This is a genomic window from Streptomyces sp. CA-278952 (assembly GCF_028747205.1).
Classification (GTDB): domain Bacteria; phylum Actinomycetota; class Actinomycetes; order Streptomycetales; family Streptomycetaceae; genus Streptomyces.
This window is the reverse complement of record NZ_CP112880.1, coordinates 1972635-1988411: the sequence shown is the minus strand read 5'-3', so window position 1 is coordinate 1988411 and position 15777 is coordinate 1972635. Positions and strand designations below refer to the sequence as shown.

Below are 15777 nucleotides of genomic sequence, written 5' to 3'. Positions count from 1 at the left end.
CCATGGAAGCATTCACCACGCACACCGGCCGGGCCGTTCCGCTGCGCCGCAGCAACGTCGACACCGACCAGATCATCCCCGCGCACTGGCTGAAGAAGGTCACCCGCGACGGGTTCGAGGATGGGCTCTTCGAAGCCTGGCGCAAGGACGAGAACTTCGTCCTCAACCGCCCCGAGCGCCAGGGCGCCTCGGTCCTGGTCGCCGGCCCCGACTTCGGTACGGGCTCCTCCCGCGAACACGCGGTCTGGGCCCTGCAGAACTACGGCTTCAGGGCCGTCGTCTCCTCCCGCTTCGCCGACATCTTCCGGGGCAACTCGCTGAAGAACGGCCTGCTCACCGTGGTCCTGGAGCAGAAGGTCGTCGACGCCCTCTGGGAGCTGACGGAGGCCGACCCGACCGTCGAGGTGACCGTCGACCTGGAGGCGCGCCAGGTCCGCGCCGAGGGCATCACCGCCCCGTTCGAACTCGACGAGAACGCCCGCTGGCGACTGCTCAACGGCCTCGACGACATCAGCCTCACCCTTCAGAACGAAGCGGACATCGCCGCGTACGAGACGGCCAGGCCCGCCTTCAAGCCGCGTACCATTACGGCCTGAGCAGCGCTTTTCCAGGACTGCGCCCCCTGCCTCCCGGCAGGGGGCGCAGTCGCTTGTTGAGACCCCGTCGGGCGACAACTCGCCCCAGATGGCACAATCGGTGCATGGAACGCGACAGCCAACTCAAGCTCTATGGCCAAGTCGCCGACCGATTGAAGGAAGCGCACGCGAAGGTGCGTGCACTGCAAGTCCCGGAGAGCGTACGGATGGCGCTGACCCGGAAGCTGCTGGTCGTCACGGCCGCGGCGAAGCACGATCTCCCGGACGCGGCAAGGCGTCTGGACCGGATGATGAAGGACCTCGATGAGGGCCGATTCCCCGAAGGTGACTGACACGTGGAACTGCGCATCGGTCGACTTCGTTGCGGCACTAGGGTGATTAGCCCGTTTCGTGTTTGATTTGCGGTATATATCTGCCTAACGTGCGAAAAAGCTTGAACACTTTCGTTCTGGCAATGTCTCCGAAGGGGAAGACGTGAACAAGGCGCAGCTCGTAGAAGCGATTGCCGACAAGGTCGGCGGCCGTCAGCAGGCCGCAGACGCTGTCGACGCGGTACTCGACGCGATCGTCCGTGCCGTTGTCGCAGGGGACCGTGTATCGGTCACCGGCTTCGGCTCGTTCGAGAAGGTCGACCGCCCCGCCCGGTACGCCCGCAACCCGCAGACGGGTGAGCGCGTCCGGGTCAAGAAGACCTCGGTGCCCCGCTTCCGTGCGGGCCAGGGTTTCAAGGACCTGGTGAGCGGCTCGAAGAAGCTCCCCAAGAACGACGTGGCCGTCAAGAAGGCCCCCAAGGGCAGCCTCTCGGGCGGATCCTCCGCCGCCCGTACGACGGTGAAGGCCGCCGCCGCCAAGAAGTCGGCCGCCAAGAAGGCCACCGCGAAGAAGACCACCGCCAAGAAGGCGACTCCGGCGAAGACCACCGCCGCAGCCAAGAAGGTCACCGCGAAGAAGACCACCGCGACGGCCAAGAAGGCCTCTGCGGCCGCCAAGAAGGCGACTCCGGCGAAGAAGGCCGCGACGACCGCCAAGAAGGCCTCGCCCAGCAAGACCGCGCCCGCCAAGAAGACCACGGCGAAGAAGGCGCCCGCCAAGAAGACCACGGCGCGCACCACCACGGCCAAGAAGGCCACCGCACGCAAGAAGTGAGACCGGGCACCCGCTCGCTCAGCACAACGCGCCGGGCCGGGCTCCCCTCCGGGGGAGCCCGGCCCGCGGGCTTTCCGGGCCCCGTTCGGCCCAGCGGTCCCGCTCCGGTCGGGGCTGGGTCAGAACGTCTGCAGCGTCACCAGGGTGATCCGCAGGTCCGCCCCCTCGCCCTCGCCCTCGATCCGCACCCGCTGCCCCGGACGCAGCAGCAGCAGACCGCCCGCGTCGAAGGCCGGGGCGTCGAAGTCCACCGGGGTGCCGTCGTCCAGCAGCACGCTGCCGCTGCGGGTCCCGGGGTCGTATGTGTACGAGGTCGCCTGCATGGGCGGCAGCCTATCGGTCACGGGACAGGGCGCCCGAGGCCGCGATCCGCGCCGTGTGCGACCCCACCCCCAGGGCCAGGGCGACCCGCAGATCCTCGCCCGTATCCACGTCCCGGCGCACCGAGTCGACGCCGGACAGCGCTATTTCCACCGCCCCCGACGCCAGGTGCCGGGCCCCGGACGGACCACCGAAAGCAGGACGGAATTCCGCACCTCCCGCGGCGGCCAGAAATGTCGTTCCGATTCCCGCCGCGTCCCGGAGAAAAGCGCTGGGAAAAGCGGAAGCAAAATCGAGCACCCGCGCCAATTCGTCGGCGCGCAGTGCCGGCAGATCCGCGTTGAGCGCGGCCACCGCGGCGGCGGGCCGCAGGGTCCGCACGGAGTGTGCGCCGTGCGCGAGCGCGGCGTTGAGCCCGGCCCCCGGAACGTCCGGCACGATCCGCGCCCCGAGCGCCGAAAGAGCCGCCGCGGCCACGGCATCGTCCGTGACGACCACCACATCCCGGACCAGGGAACAGGCCAGCGCCGCGGCCACCGTGTCCTGGGCGAACGCCAGGGCCAGCCGGGGCCGCGCATCCTGCCCCGCCGCTTGCCCCAGGCGGCTCTTGGCCCGTGCGAGCGGCTTCAGCGGAACGACCAGGGACCAGGGCCCGGCCGGATCGGTGTTCGTGGCGATCTCCCCCTCCGTACGCGTCAGCACTTATTCTCGCCTGCCGGTACGACAACCTGGAGGTCCGCTACCGAACGTGAGGCGTACGGTGTTCTCGACAGAGCAGGGGCCTGGGGCGAGACTTGACCGCCAGTAGCCAGGCTGCAGGTCGAGAAATTCCTAAGGAAGGTGTCCGAGTGTCCCGCCGCAGAATCGGCTTCTGGTACCGCCTGGCGGCGGTCATCGCCAAGCCGCCATTGGTGGTTCTGTTCAAGCGCGACTGGCGGGGGATGGAACACATTCCGGCCGACGGCGGATTCATCACCGCCGTCAATCACAACTCCTATCTGGACCCGCTCTCCTACGGCCACTTCCAGTACAACACCGGGCGGGTGCCGAGGCTCCTGGCGAAGGCAGGCCTCTTCCGCACCCCGTTCGTCGGGATGATGCTGCGCGGCACCGGCCAGATCCCCGTCTACCGCGAGACCACCAACGCCCTGGACGCCTTCCGGGCCGCCGTGGATGCCATCGAGCGCGGCGAGTGCGTCGCCTTTTACCCCGAAGGCACCCTCACCCGCGACCCCGACATGTGGCCGATGGCCGGCAAGACCGGGGCCGCCCGGGTCGCCCTGATGACCAAGGCGCCCGTGATCCCCGTCGCCCAGTGGGGCGCCAACCTCGCGGTGCCGCCCTACGCCAAGGAGAACAAGTTCCGGCTGTTCCCCCGCAAGACGCTCCAGGTGCAGGCCGGACCGCCCGTCGACCTCAGCCGCTTCTACGGACTGGAGCCGACCCCCGAGGTGCTCCGCGAGGCGACCGAGGTCATCATGGCGGCGGTCACCCGGGAGCTGGAGGACCTGCGCGGCGAGAAAGCGCCCGCCGAGCTCTACGATCACCGCAAAGCCCGTGCTGAACAACGGCGCAGGGCCCAGGGAAAGGGACCCACGTGACGCACCCCGTAAAAGCAGCCGTCTTCGGAACCGGCTCATGGGGTACGGCCTTCGCCGTGATCCTCGCCGACGCGGGCTGCGAGGTCACCCTCTGGGGGCGCCGCGCCGAGGTCGCCGAGACCATCAACACCACCCGCACCAACCCGGACTACCTCCCGGGCATCGCGCTCCCCGACTCCATCCGCGCCACCACCGACGCCGCCGAGGCCCTGCGCGGCGCGGAGTTCGCGTTTCTCGTCGTGCCCTCCCAGACGCTGCGGGCCAACCTCGCCGACTGGGCCCCGCACCTGGAGCCCGACACCGTCCTGGTCTCCCTGATGAAGGGCGTGGAGCTGGGCTCCGCCGAGCTGATGAGCGAGGTGATCGCGGACGTCACCAAGGTCTCCGCCGACCGCATCGCCGTCGTGTCGGGACCCAACCTGGCCAAGGAGATCGCCGAGCGACGCCCCGCCGCGGCCGTCGTCGCCTGCGCCGACGAGTCCGTCGCCCAGCGCCTCCAGGCCGCCTGCCACACCTCGTACTTCCGGCCCTACACCAACACCGACGTGGTCGGCTGCGAGCTCGGCGGCGCCGTGAAGAACGTCATCGGCCTCGCCGTCGGCATCGCGGACGGCATGGGCCTCGGCGACAACACCAAGGGCTCCCTCATCACCCGGGGCCTCGCCGAGACCACCCGACTGGGTCTGGCCATGGGCGCGGACCCGTTGACGTTCTCCGGACTCGCGGGCCTGGGCGACCTGGTGGCCACCTGCTCCTCGCCGCTCTCGCGCAACCACACCTTCGGCACCAACCTCGGCCGTGGCATGACGCTCCAGGAGACGATCGCCGTCACCAAGCAGACCGCCGAGGGCGTCAAGTCCTGCGAATCGGTCCTCGACCTGGCCCGCCGGCACGGGGTCGACATGCCCATCACCGAGACCGTCGTCTCGATCGTCCACGAGGGCAAGTCCCCGGTCGTCGCCGTGAAGGAGCTGATGTCGCGGAGCGCCAAGGCCGAGCGACGCTGACGTCTCCCTTACCAGCAGGTACGCTCATCGCGATATGAGCAGCGAGAACCTCCCCCAGAGCCCTGAGCGCGCCGAGAGCCCTGTGCCGCAGCGCCGCAAGCCCCGCGTGGCTGTCGTGTTCGGCGGCCGCAGCTCCGAACACGGCATCTCGGTCGTCACGGCCGGCGCCGTCATGAAGGCCATCGACCGGACCAAGTACGACGTCCTGCCGATCGGCATCACGACGGACGGCCGCTGGGCGCTCACCGCCGACGAGCCCGAACGCATGGCCATCACCGACCGCAAGGTCCCCGACGTGGACGGGCTCACCGAGTCCGCCGAGGGCAGCGTCGTGCTCTCCGTGGACCCCGGCAGCCGTGAGGTCCTCTACAGCGAACCCGGCTCCGTGCCCAAGGCGCTGGGCGAGGTCGACGTCGTCTTCCCCGTGCTGCACGGCCCGTACGGGGAGGACGGCACCCTCCAGGGACTCCTCGAACTCTCCGGTGTGCCCTACGTCGGCGCGGGTGTCCTCGCCTCCGCCGTCGGCCAGGACAAGGAGTACATGAAGCGCGTCTTCCTCTCCTTCGGGCTGCCGGTCGGACCGTACGAGGTCGTCCGCCCCCGCGAGTGGGACAACGACCCCGCGGCCGCCCGCGAGCGGATCGTGGACTTCGCCGGCGAGCACGGCTGGCCGCTGTTCGTCAAGCCCGCCCGCGGCGGCTCCTCGATGGGCATCACCAAGGTCGACTCCGTCGAAGGACTCGACGAGGCGATCGAGGAGGCCCGCCGCCACGACCCGAAGTTCCTCGTCGAGTCGCTGCTGCGCGGCCGCGAGATCGAGTGCGGGGTGCTGGAGTTCGAGGACGGCCCGCGCGCCAGCGTGCCCGCCGAGATCCCGCCGGTCACCTCGCACGACTTCTACGACTTCGAGGCCAAGTACATCGACTCGGCCGCCGGGCTCGTGCCCGCACCGCTCACCGAGGAGCAGACCGCCGAGGTGCGGCGCCTCGCCGTCGCGGCCTTCGACGCCGTCTCCTGCGAGGGCCTGGTGCGCGCCGACTTCTTCCTCACCGAGGACGGCTCCTTCGTCATCAACGAGATCAACACCCTGCCGGGCTTCACCCCGATCTCCATGTACCCGCGCATGTGGCAGGAGAGCGGCGTCAGCTACCCGGAGCTGGTCGACCGGCTGATCCAGGCCGCGTTGAGCCGCTCCACCGGACTGCGCTGAGGAAGCCGGCGGCCGGCCTTCAGAACTTGCTCGGTACCGTCTTCGAGACCGGGCCGGCGAACGCGGCCAGCGGCGTGATGTCGTGGGCGTACGTCGAGTCCAGCGTGACCTCGACGTACGCCTTGCGGTACGTGGTGGTGAACCGCGGACCGGAGTCCTCGGGCTCCTCCAGCATCCACTGCACACCGTCCGCCTCGACGCCCTGTGACTGAGGGTCGTCCATCTTGGCGGGCCGGGCGACCCCGCAGCGCAGTACGATCGCCCCGTCCCCCCAGCCGGCGGTCAGCTCCGAATCCGGGGAGGGGTCGCTGCGTTCCAGTTCGAGGACGGTCTTCGGCAGCTCCTCGTGCAGGGCCTCGCAGTACGCGGCGGCCTCCGAGGACGGCGTGGGAACCGCGATCGAGGGCCCCGCGTCGCTGAGAGAACAGCCCGCCGCGGCCAGCACGAGCACGGCAGCGGACGGACCGAGGAATATCGAGCGGCGGGAACGGCGGGCGGATGACGTCACCGGCCCAGCCTAGACGGGGGTCAGAGGTGGACGACCGGGCAGGTCAGGGTTCGTGTGATGCCGTCCACCTGCTGCACCTTGGCGACCACCATGCGGCCGAGTTCGTCGACGGTGTCGGCTTGGGCCCGCACGATCACGTCGTACGGACCGGTGACGTCCTCTGCCTGGATGACTCCCGGGATCTTGGAAATGGTCTCGGCGACGATCGACGCCTTGCCCACCTCGGTCTGGATGAGGATGTACGCCTGTACCACGGAACCTCCAGGGCGGCCACGAGGATCATGTGGGGGAAAGGGACGCCACGTTATCGCGTTGCCGCGGGCCACGGGGAGACCTACGGGCCGGATGACGTCCACAGCGTGGCGTACAGAGCGCAGAAGTTGACGTATCTCTTGACGGTACCGACAGCACAGACGGCTCGCGACCGGGGGCCCGGACGGGTGTCCGGGGCGATAAAGGAGAGGTGAGACTCGGTGAAGGGAACCGTGGGCGAGTTGGGGGAGTTCGGGCTCATCAGAGAGCTCACGTCCCGGCTCACCACCACTCCGGCGGTACGGCTGGGGCCCGGCGACGACGCCGCGGTCGTGGCCGCCCCCGACCGCAGGGTCGTGGCCAGTACGGACATCCTGCTGGAAGGCCGGCACTTCCGGCGTGACTGGTCGACGGCGTACGACGTCGGCCGCAAGGCCGCCGCCCAGAACCTCGCCGACATCGCGGCCATGGGCGCCGTGCCCACCGCGCTGCTCCTCGGCCTCGTCGTCCCCGCCGACCTCCCCGTCACCTGGGCCGCCGAACTGATGGACGGGCTGCGCGACGAGTGCCAGGTGGCGGGCGCCGCCGTGGTCGGCGGCGACGTGGTCGGCGGCGACACGATCACCGTCGCGATCACCGCCCTCGGTGACCTGCGCAACCATGAACCGGTCACCCGCGGCGGCGCCCGCCCCGGCGACGTCGTCGCGGTCACCGGCTGGCTCGGCTGGTCCGCCGCCGGGTACGCCGTGCTCTCCCGCGGCTTCCGCTCGCCCCGCGCCTTCGTCGAGGCCCACCGCCGCCCCGAACCGCCGTACCACGCGGGCCCCGCCGCCGCCGGGCTCGGCGCCACCGCGATGACCGACGTCAGCGACGGTCTCGTCGCGGACCTCGGGCACATCGCGGAGTCCAGCAAGGTCCGCATCGACCTGCGCTCCGGCCTCATCGACATCCCCTCGCAGATGTCCGACATCGGCCAGGCCGTAGGCGTCGACCCGCTCCAGTGGGTGCTGACCGGGGGAGAGGACCACGCCATCGTGGCGACCTTCCCGCCGGACGTGAAGCTGCCCGCCCGCTGGAAGGTGATCGGCGAGGTCCTCAACCCCTCAGCCCTGCCCCAGGTCACGGTCGACGGCGCGCCCTGGACCAGCAAGGGCGGCTGGGACCACTTCGGCTCCATCGAGGACACCCCGCCCCGCGCGTGAGCCGGGGACCCGCGCGCGGGGATTAGATTGCTGCGTATGCCCATACGTACCGCTGTACCGCCCCGCGTGCTCACCGTCGCCGGATCAGACTCCGGCGGCGGTGCGGGGATCCAGGCCGATCTGAAGACGATGCTCGCGCTCGGCGTGCACGGCATGAGCGTGCTTACCGCTGTCACCGCACAGAACTCCCTCGGCGTCCAGGGCGCGTGGGAGCTTCCGGTGGACGCCGTACGCGCCCAGTACCGCAGCGTCGTCGACGACATCGGCGTCCAGGCCGTGAAGACCGGAATGCTCTCCTCCGCCACCCTCGTGGAGACCGTCGCCGAACTCCTCGCCACCACCGACGCCCCCGTCGTCGTCGACCCGGTCGGCGTCTCCAAGCACGGCGACGCGCTGCTCGCCGCCGAGGCCCTCGATTCCGTACGGACGAAGCTGCTGCCCGTCGCCACCGTCGCCACCCCGAACCTCGACGAAGTGGCCCAGCTCACCGGGGTCACGGTCACCGACGAGAGCGGGATGCGCCGGGCCGCTGAGGAGATCCTCGCCTTCGGGCCGCGCTGGGTCGTGATCAAGGGCGGCCACCTGCCCGGTGAGGCGGTGGACCTGCTCACCGACGGGAGCGCGGAACACTGGCTGCGCGCCCCCCGGCACGACAACCGCCACACCCACGGCACCGGCTGCACCCTGGCCTCGGCCATCGCCTCCGGGCTCGCGCTCGGTAAGGACGTGCCCACGGCGGTACGGGACGCGAAGACGTACGTCACCGGCGCGATCGAGGCCGGCTTCCCGCTCGGCGGCGGAATCGGCCCCGTCGACCACGGCTGGCGGACCCGCCCGGCTGCCGATCCGGCTTCCTGACCAGCCCCTGAGCACAGCAAAAAGCCGGTCCACCGAGGTGGACCGGCTTTTTGGGCAACCGGCAGGCTGCGCTACGACGGGGACGTCAGCGCGCGACCTTGCCGGCCTTGATGCACGAGGTGCAGACGTTGAGCCGCTTCGGCGTCCGACCGACCACGGCACGCACGCGCTGGATGTTGGGATTCCAGCGACGGGACGTACGGCGGTGCGAGTGCGAAATGCTGTTGCCGAAGCTCGGCCCCTTGCCGCAAACGTCGCAGTTGGCAGCCACGGGTCACTCCAAAGACTTCAGATGCACTTACAGTGAAATCCGGCGCGCCGGAATCATTTGACTGAAGTGGCGGTACCGGAGGAATGGCCCGACTCTCATCGGGCAACCGGAGCAGCATACAACGCCTGCTTCGGAGATACGAAACTACCACGGGTCGGCCCCCTGCCCCGCCCGCCCCCTGTCCGGCCCGGAACCCCGGCAGGCGGGCTAACCTGCGGTGCAGTCCGTCGCCACGGCCGATCGAGGAGGACCATCGGTGCCGCAGCTCCCCGACGATCTGAACGCCGTCGCGGTGCGCACGTGGTGCTCACTGGCCCTGGAGGCCCTGGGCCGGGAGCGCGCGGAGATCGACGCGATCAACGTCTATCCCATCGCCGACGGGGACACCGGCACCAACCTCTATCTGACCGTCGAGTCCGCCCACGCGGCCGTCGAAGCGGTGTTCGCCGCGCACGAGACCCGAGCCACCGCGCCCGCCACCGCCGACGTCGTACGCGCCATGGCGCACGGCGCCCTGATCGGCGCCCGAGGGAACTCCGGCACCATCCTGGCCCAGCTGCTGCGCGGCATGGCCGGGGTGCTGGCCGACGGGGGCGACGCGGCTCACCTGCGCCTCGCCCTCACCCGGGCCGCCGACGCCGCCCGCCGGGCCGTCGCCCACCCCGTCGAGGGCACCGTGCTCACCGTCGCCGCCGCTGCCGCCGAGGCCGCCGGGGGCGAGGAACCTGACCTGCGCGCCGTCGTGCACGCCGCGTACGCCGGAGCACTCGCGGCCCTCGCGAAGACACCCGAGCAACTCGCCGTCCTCGGCCGGGCGGGCGTGGTCGATGCCGGGGGCCGGGGACTGGTCGCGGTACTGGGCGCGCTGGTGGAGACCGTGACCGGGCAGGCTCCGGCACGGGGGCCCCGTACCGGGCCCGGGAGGACGCCCGCGCCCGTGGACGGCGGCTCCGTGGTGGGCCTGCCGGTGGGGGGCACCCCGGTGGAGGGAGGCGCTCTGCCGGGGGAGGGGGCGCTCGACTGTCCCGAGGACGGGGGCGCCGGGCCCGCGTTCGAGGTGATCTACCTCCTGGAGGCCCGGGACGAGCAGGTGGCCCGGCTGCGCACCCGGCTGGACGCGCTGGGCGACTCCCTGGTCGTGGTGGGCGGCGACGGGCTCTGGCACGTCCACGTCCACGTCGACGACGCCGGGGCGGCCGTGGAGGCGGGCGTCGAGGCCGGGCGGCCGTACCGCATCCGGATCACCCACTTCGCCACCGAGAGCGGCCACGACCTCCGCGTCCAGGCCGAACCCACCCAGCGCGCCGTCGTCGTCGTGGTTCCCGGCGACGGACTGGCCGGGCTCTGCACCGAGGCCGGCGCCACCACCGTGATCGCCCGCCCCGGCGAACCGCCCGCCAGCGGCGAACTGGTCGACGCCATCCGGCGCGCCCACGCCCGTGAGGTGGTGCTGCTGCCCAACGACGCGGCCCTGCGCCACACCGCCGCCGCGGCCGCCGAACAGGCCAGGACCGAGGGGGTCCGGGTCGCCCTCGTCCCCACCCGGGCCGCCGTCCAGGGCATCGCCGCCCTCGCCGTCCACGAGCCCGACCGGGGCTTCGACGAGGACGTGGTCGCCATGACCGCGGCCGCCGGCGCCACCCGGTACGCCGAACTGGCCGTCGCGGAGCGCCAGTCGTGGACCATGGCCGGGATCTGCCAGGCCGGGGACATCCTCGGCCTGATCGACGGCGACGTGGCCGTGATCGGCGCCGACGTCCCGGCCACCGCCCGCACCGTCCTCGACCGGATGCTGGCGGCGGGCGGCGAGCTGGTCACCCTCGTCCTCGGCGAGGACGTCCCCGACGCGCTGGCCGACGCGCTGGAGGAGCACGTGCGCGACGGCTACCTCGCCGTGGACACCGTGGTCTACCGGGGCGGGCACCAGCGCGCCCCCCTGCTCATCGGCGTCGAGTAGCCGAGTCGCCGCGGCACGGTCGCGCCCGGCGGACAGCTGTCAGTGCCGTGGTGTGCAATGGATCGCGTGTCCTCGTTCGATGAACCCCTCAAGAAGCTGCTCGGCGGAGCCACCGCGAAGGTGATGGCCGAACACCTCGACCTGCACACGGTCGGTGATCTGCTGCACCACTACCCGCGGCGGTACGAGGAGCGCGGCAAGCTGACCGCGCTGGCCGACCTCCCGCTGGACGAGCACGTCACGGTGCTCGCCCAGGTCGCCGACGCCCGGATCCTGATGTTCAACAACGGCCGGGGCAAACGCCTGGAGGTCACCCTGACCGACGGCAGCGGCCGCCTCCAGCTGGTCTTCTTCGGCCACGGAGTCCACAAGCCGCACAAGGAGCTGCTCCCGGGCCGCCAGGCGATGTTCGCGGGCAAGGTCTCCGTCTTCAACCGCAAGATGCAGCTCGCCCACCCCACGTACCAACTGCTCGACGCCTCCGACGCCGACGAGGCGACCGAGGCCGTGGACGCCTTCGCCGGACGGCTGCTGCCGATCTACCCCGCCTGCAAACAGCTCGACTCCTGGCGGATCGCCAAGGCCGTCGACGCCGTACTGCCCAGCGCGCGGGACGCGGTGGACCCGCTGCCCGCCTCCCTGCGCGAGGGCCGGGGCTTCACCTCACTGCCCGAGGCGCTGCTGAAGGCGCACCGCCCGCAGACGAAGGCGGACGTCGAGGACGCCAGGGCCCGGCTCAAGTGGGACGAGGCGTTCGTCCTCCAGGTCGCCCTGGCCCGCCGCCGGTACGCCGACACCCAACTGCCCGCCGCCGCCCGCCGCCCCGTCGTGGACGGCCTGCTGGACGCCTTCGACGCCAAGCTGCCCTTCACCCTCACCGAGGGCCAGCAGAAGGTCAGCAAGGAGATCTTCGACGACCTGGCCACCGAGCACCCGATGCACCGCCTCCTCCAGGGAGAGGTCGGCTCCGGGAAGACGCTGGTGGCCCTGCGCGCCATGCTCACCGTGGTCGACGCCGGCGGCCAGGCCGCGATGCTCGCCCCCACCGAGGTCCTCGCCCAGCAGCACCACCGCTCGATCACCGAGATGATGGGCGAGCTGGCCGGCAATTGGGGGCTGTGGCGCGAAGCGCCTCTCGATGAGGGGCGGCGGTCGGGCGACGGGCGGGCGCTCGGCGGCTCCGACCGGGGCACCAAGGTCGTCCTGCTCACGGGCTCCATGGGGATGGCGGCCCGCCGTCAGGCCCTGCTCGACCTGGTCACCGGCGAGGCGGGCATCGTCATCGGCACCCACGCGCTGATCGAGGACAAGGTCCAGTTCCACGACCTCGGCCTCGTCGTGGTCGACGAGCAGCACCGCTTCGGCGTGGAACAGCGCGACGCCCTCCGTTCCAAGGGCAAGCAGCCGCCCCACCTCCTCGTCATGACCGCCACCCCCATCCCCCGTACGGTCGCGATGACGGTCTTCGGCGACCTGGAGACCTCCGTCCTGGACCAGCTCCCGGCCGGCCGCTCCCCGATCGCCAGCCACGTCGTCCCCGCCAAGGACAAGCCGCACTTCCTCAGCCGTGCCTGGGAACGCGTCCGCGAGGAGGTGGAGAAGGGCCACCAGGCGTATGTGGTCTGCCCCCGTATCGGCGACGACGCGGAAGAGGCGGAGGGGAAGGAAGGGAAGAAGGCGAAGGCCAAGAAGCAGGCCGCCGACGAGGCCCCCGAGAAGCGGCCGCCGCTCGCCGTGCTGGAGATCGCCGACGAACTGCGCAAGGGCGCGCTGGCCGGACTGGGCGTCGAGGTGCTGCACGGGAGGATGCACCCCGACGAGAAGGACGACGTCATGCGCCGCTTCGCCGCCGGGGACGTCGACGTCCTGGTCGCCACCACCGTCATCGAGGTCGGGGTCAACGTCCCCAACGCCACCGCCATGGTGATCATGGACGCCGACCGCTTCGGCGTCTCCCAGCTCCACCAGCTCCGCGGCCGCGTCGGCCGTGGCTCCGCCCCCGGGCTCTGCCTGCTGGTCAGCGAGGCCCACGAGGCGAGCCCCGCCCGCGCCCGGCTCTCCGCCGTCGCCGCCACCCTCGACGGCTTCGAGCTCTCCCGCATCGACCTCGAGCAGCGCCGCGAGGGCGATGTGCTGGGCCAGGCCCAGTCCGGAGTGCGCTCATCGCTGCGGATGCTCACCGTCATCGACGACGAGGAGGTGATCGTCGCAGCCCGGGAGGAGGCCGTCGCGGTCGTCGCCGCCGACCCCGAGCTGGAACACCTGCCGGAGCTGCGCACGGTGCTGGCAGCCCTCCTCGACAAGGACCGCGAGGAGTATCTGGACAAGGGGTGAGGGCACGAGGGTGTGCTGCCGGCCGGGCCGGTGCGGGCCGCACGCCATATCGTGGACGCACGGCACGCGCACAGCGCGCGTACCGACCGCCGACGGCCCCGTGCGCCGTACGCCCCCGACCCCGAGGACCCGACACCCATGACCCGCGTGATCGCCGGCTCGGCCGGCGGACGCCGCCTGGCCGTCCCGCCCGGCACCGGCACCCGCCCCACCTCCGACCGTGCGCGCGAGGGCCTCTTCTCCACGTGGGAAGCGCTGCTCGGCACCCTGGAGGGGGCCAGGGTCGCCGATCTGTACGCCGGATCCGGCGCCGTCGGCCTCGAAGCGCTCTCCCGCGGGGCGGTCCACGCCCTGCTCGTCGAGGCCGACCCGAAGGCCGTCCGCACCGTCCGCGACAACGTACGCACCCTCGGTCTCCCCGGCGCCGAAGTCCGCACCGGCAAAGCCGAGCAGATCGTGACAGGAACGGCGCCCGCCGACCCGTACGACATCGTCTTCCTGGACCCGCCGTACGCCGTCACCGACGACGATCTTCGCGAGATCCTGGTCACACTCCGTGCTCAGGGGTGGCTCAGCGACGATGTGCTCGTCACCGTGGAACGCAGCACCCGGGGCGGAGAATTCGGCTGGCCCGCCGGATTCGAGCCACTGCGGTCCCGTCGTTACGGCGAGGGAACGCTTTGGTACGGTCGCGCCGCCGCTACGTGCGAAGACGCACGATGACCGGACCGGAGAGCGAGGGAATCACAGTGCGCCGCGCCGTCTGTCCGGGGTCGTTCGACCCCATCACCAACGGACATCTCGACATCATTGGCCGAGCCTCGAAGCTGTACGACGTGGTGCACGTGGCGGTGATGATCAATCAGTCCAAGAAAGGGCTGTTCACCGTGGACGAGCGGATCGAGCTGATCCGCGAGGTCACCGCCGACTTCGGCAACGTCGAGGTGGAGTCCTTCCACGGCCTGCTGGTCGACTTCTGCAAGCAGCGGGAGATCCCGGCGATCGTGAAGGGCCTGCGAGCCGTCAGCGACTTCGACTACGAGCTGCAGATGGCCCAGATGAACAACGGCCTCTCCGGCGTCGAGACGCTCTTCGTGCCGACCAATCCGACGTACAGCTTCCTGTCGTCCTCGCTGGTCAAGGAGGTGGCGACCTGGGGCGGCGACGTCTCCCACCTGCTGCCGCCGACCGTGCACGAGGCGCTCGTGAAGCGGCTGGGCGAACGCTGAGCCGCTGACGGCCCGTCACCAGGTTGTCTGGGGGCGGCCGACTGGCCTTACAGTCGTCCCGTCCGTCTCCAACGGAGCAGCAGCTTCAACAGAGCAGCAGAGAGTGGCGAGCACACGGTGGACGTGCAGAAGAAGCTCGACGAGATCGTCGAAGCGGTCGGGAGCGCCCGATCCATGCCCATGTCGGCCTCGTGCGTGGTCAACCGCGCCGAGCTGCTCGCGATGCTCGAAGAGGTGCGCCAGGCCCTGCCCGGCTCCCTCGCCCAGGCGCAGGAGCTGATCGGCGGCCATGAGCAGCTCGCCGTGCAGGCCCGGCAGGAGGCCGAGCGGATCATCGAGTCCGCCCACGCCCAGCGCGCCTCGCTGATCTCCGAGACCGAGATCGCCCGCCAGTCGCAGAGCGAGTCCGACCGGATCCTGTCCGAGGCCCGCCGCGAGGCCGAGGAGGTCCGGGCCGAGGCCGACGACTACGTCGACAGCAAGCTCGCCAATTTCGAGGTCGTCCTCACCAAGACCATCGGTTCCGTGGACCGGGGCCGCGAGAAGCTCCTCGGTCGCGGTCAGGGCCTGGACGAGCAGGGCTATCAGGACCCCGACTTCGCCGAGGCCCCCGAGCGCAGCGCCGACCCGGAGACCCTGCGGCAGCGGGCCGACGCCTATGTCGACGCCAAGTTCGGCGCCTTCGAGGCCGTTCTCGCGAAGACCCTGGAGGCGGTCGGCCGGGGCCGCCAGAAGCTGCACGGCCGGGTCGCCAGCGACGACCTCGGCGCGCACATGGCCGCCCAGGACGCCGCGGGCGACCAGGGGCACACCAGCGACGCCGATTACCTGGCCGGCCTCGCCGAGCTGGCCCCGGAACCGCAGCGGGCGCCCCAGCCGCCCCAGCCGCCCCAGTACCCCGCGCCGCCGCAGGGCGAGCCGAGCTACGCGCAGGCGGCGTACGGCTATCAGGAGCAGCCGCAGCAGCAGCCGCTCCAGCAGGGCGTCCCGGACGCGTACGGCTACCAGCAGCAGCCCGATCCGTACGCGGCGTACCAGCAGCAGGGGGGCTACGACCCGAACGGGTACCCGCCCCCGCCGGGGACCCAGCCGGACTACGGCTGGCAGCAGCAGGCCCAGCCGCAGCCCCAGCAGTCCCAGCCCCAGGCGGCCGACCAGCAGGGTGGGGGCGCGCTGGACGAGACCAGCCTCTTCGACACCAGCATGATCGACCTGGAACAGCTGCGCCGGTACGAGCAGGGCCGCTGATCCCGGGCGGGCCGACCCGATTGGGTGCTGAGCGGTC

The 15777-nt window shown here is 71.2% G+C and carries 18 protein-coding genes; 13 read left to right on the top strand and 5 right to left on the bottom strand.

The features are described from left to right. The first annotated feature begins 2 nt into the window (after window positions 1-2). The 3 genes from leuD (at window position 3) to N7925_RS08560 (ending at window position 1742) form a co-directional block, all read left to right on the top strand. Window positions 3-596, top strand: coding sequence for a 3-isopropylmalate dehydratase small subunit (leuD, locus tag N7925_RS08570; RefSeq protein WP_274343521.1), 594 nt, complete (start codon window positions 3-5; stop codon window positions 594-596). Window positions 597-700: 104 nt separating this feature from the next. Continuing rightward, a complete protein-coding gene (locus N7925_RS08565) occupies window positions 701-928 on the top strand; it encodes a hypothetical protein (protein ID WP_026291031.1) in 228 nt (75 codons plus the stop codon). Between the two features lie 142 nt (window positions 929-1070). Further along, the gene (locus N7925_RS08560; RefSeq protein WP_265599086.1) at window positions 1071-1742 is read left to right on the top strand and encodes an HU family DNA-binding protein; all 672 of its coding nucleotides are present in this window, start codon (window positions 1071-1073) and stop codon (window positions 1740-1742) included. 119 nt (window positions 1743-1861) lie between these two features. On the opposite strand, the gene N7925_RS08555 is transcribed toward N7925_RS08560, so the two are convergent. Together N7925_RS08555 and cofC are read right to left on the bottom strand one after the other, a co-directional pair. After that, window positions 1862-2065, bottom strand: coding sequence for a hypothetical protein (locus N7925_RS08555; protein ID WP_265599085.1), 204 nt, complete (start codon window positions 2063-2065; stop codon window positions 1862-1864). Window positions 2066-2075: 10 nt separating this feature from the next. Beyond that, window positions 2076-2762, bottom strand: a complete 687-nt coding sequence (cofC, locus tag N7925_RS08550) for a 2-phospho-L-lactate guanylyltransferase (RefSeq protein ID WP_274346425.1) — start codon at window positions 2760-2762, stop codon at window positions 2076-2078. A gap of 149 nt (window positions 2763-2911) precedes the next feature. On the opposite strand from cofC, the gene N7925_RS08545 reads away from it, so the two are divergent. The 3 genes from N7925_RS08545 to N7925_RS08535 are packed head-to-tail and all read left to right on the top strand — an operon-like array spanning window position 2912 to window position 5881. After that, entirely contained in the window at window positions 2912-3664 is a 753-nt protein-coding gene (locus tag N7925_RS08545; protein WP_274343520.1) for a lysophospholipid acyltransferase family protein, read from the top strand. After that, window positions 3661-4671 carry an NAD(P)H-dependent glycerol-3-phosphate dehydrogenase gene (locus tag N7925_RS08540; protein WP_265599083.1) on the top strand — a complete coding sequence of 337 codons (1011 nt, stop codon included), beginning with the start codon at window positions 3661-3663 and terminating at the stop codon, window positions 4669-4671. The genes N7925_RS08545 and N7925_RS08540 overlap by 4 nt, the downstream gene beginning before the upstream one ends. Before the next feature lie 34 nt (window positions 4672-4705). Further along, window positions 4706-5881: a D-alanine--D-alanine ligase family protein gene (locus tag N7925_RS08535; RefSeq protein WP_274343519.1), complete on the top strand. Its 1176-nt coding sequence runs from the start codon at window positions 4706-4708 to the stop codon at window positions 5879-5881. A 19-nt stretch (window positions 5882-5900) separates the two neighbouring features. On the opposite strand, the gene N7925_RS08530 is transcribed toward N7925_RS08535, so the two are convergent. Together N7925_RS08530 and N7925_RS08525 are read right to left on the bottom strand one after the other, a co-directional pair. Beyond that, window positions 5901-6389, bottom strand: coding sequence for a DUF3515 domain-containing protein (locus tag N7925_RS08530; RefSeq protein ID WP_265599081.1), 489 nt, complete (start codon window positions 6387-6389; stop codon window positions 5901-5903). Window positions 6390-6409: 20 nt separating this feature from the next. After that, window positions 6410-6643, bottom strand: coding sequence for an Lrp/AsnC family transcriptional regulator (locus N7925_RS08525; protein ID WP_006127869.1), 234 nt, complete (start codon window positions 6641-6643; stop codon window positions 6410-6412). A gap of 219 nt (window positions 6644-6862) precedes the next feature. Here N7925_RS08525 and N7925_RS08520 point away from each other — a divergent pair, with 219 nt between their 5' ends. Together N7925_RS08520 and thiD are read left to right on the top strand one after the other, a co-directional pair. Beyond that, window positions 6863-7843, top strand: a complete 981-nt coding sequence (locus N7925_RS08520; protein ID WP_265599080.1) for a thiamine-phosphate kinase — start codon at window positions 6863-6865, stop codon at window positions 7841-7843. Between the two features lie 36 nt (window positions 7844-7879). Continuing rightward, complete coding sequence (gene thiD, locus N7925_RS08515; RefSeq protein WP_265599079.1) at window positions 7880-8701, top strand: bifunctional hydroxymethylpyrimidine kinase/phosphomethylpyrimidine kinase; 822 nt, start codon at window positions 7880-7882, stop codon at window positions 8699-8701. Between the two features lie 85 nt (window positions 8702-8786). On the opposite strand, the gene rpmB is transcribed toward thiD, so the two are convergent. Then, window positions 8787-8972 (bottom strand): 50S ribosomal protein L28, encoded by a 186-nt coding sequence (gene rpmB, locus N7925_RS08510; RefSeq protein WP_003965989.1) that lies wholly within the window; start codon window positions 8970-8972, stop codon window positions 8787-8789. A 256-nt stretch (window positions 8973-9228) separates the two neighbouring features. Here rpmB and N7925_RS08505 point away from each other — a divergent pair, with 256 nt between their 5' ends. From N7925_RS08505 to N7925_RS08485, 5 genes are all read left to right on the top strand, one after another. Next, window positions 9229-10929, top strand: coding sequence for a DAK2 domain-containing protein (locus N7925_RS08505; RefSeq protein WP_274343518.1), 1701 nt, complete (start codon window positions 9229-9231; stop codon window positions 10927-10929). Window positions 10930-10986: 57 nt separating this feature from the next. After that, window positions 10987-13263 (top strand): ATP-dependent DNA helicase RecG, encoded by a 2277-nt coding sequence (gene recG / locus N7925_RS08500; RefSeq protein WP_274343517.1) that lies wholly within the window; start codon window positions 10987-10989, stop codon window positions 13261-13263. Window positions 13264-13401: 138 nt separating this feature from the next. Then, window positions 13402-13986: a 16S rRNA (guanine(966)-N(2))-methyltransferase RsmD gene (gene rsmD, locus N7925_RS08495; protein ID WP_274343516.1), complete on the top strand. Its 585-nt coding sequence runs from the start codon at window positions 13402-13404 to the stop codon at window positions 13984-13986. 26 nt (window positions 13987-14012) lie between these two features. Further along, window positions 14013-14492, top strand: coding sequence for a pantetheine-phosphate adenylyltransferase (gene coaD, locus N7925_RS08490; protein ID WP_007448181.1), 480 nt, complete (start codon window positions 14013-14015; stop codon window positions 14490-14492). 117 nt (window positions 14493-14609) lie between these two features. Next, window positions 14610-15740 (top strand): ATP synthase F0 subunit B, encoded by a 1131-nt coding sequence (locus N7925_RS08485; protein WP_274343515.1) that lies wholly within the window; start codon window positions 14610-14612, stop codon window positions 15738-15740. Window positions 15741-15777: the final 37 nt, after the last annotated feature.

Bases quoted from the DNA above. Each gene is read 5' to 3' on its own strand.
- leuD (WP_274343521.1), top strand. From the start codon at position 3: ATGGAAGCATTCACCACGCACACCGGCCGGGCCGTTCCGCTGCGCCGC.
- N7925_RS08565 (WP_026291031.1), top strand. From the start codon at position 701: ATGGAACGCGACAGCCAACTCAAGCTCTATGGCCAAGTCGCCGACCGA.
- N7925_RS08555 (WP_265599085.1), bottom strand. From the start codon at position 2,065: ATGCAGGCGACCTCGTACACATACGACCCCGGGACCCGCAGCGGCAGC.
- N7925_RS08535 (WP_274343519.1), top strand. From the start codon at position 4,706: ATGAGCAGCGAGAACCTCCCCCAGAGCCCTGAGCGCGCCGAGAGCCCT.
- thiD (WP_265599079.1), top strand. From the start codon at position 7,880: ATGCCCATACGTACCGCTGTACCGCCCCGCGTGCTCACCGTCGCCGGA.
- recG (WP_274343517.1), top strand. From the start codon at position 10,987: ATGGATCGCGTGTCCTCGTTCGATGAACCCCTCAAGAAGCTGCTCGGC.
- rsmD (WP_274343516.1), top strand. From the start codon at position 13,402: ATGACCCGCGTGATCGCCGGCTCGGCCGGCGGACGCCGCCTGGCCGTC.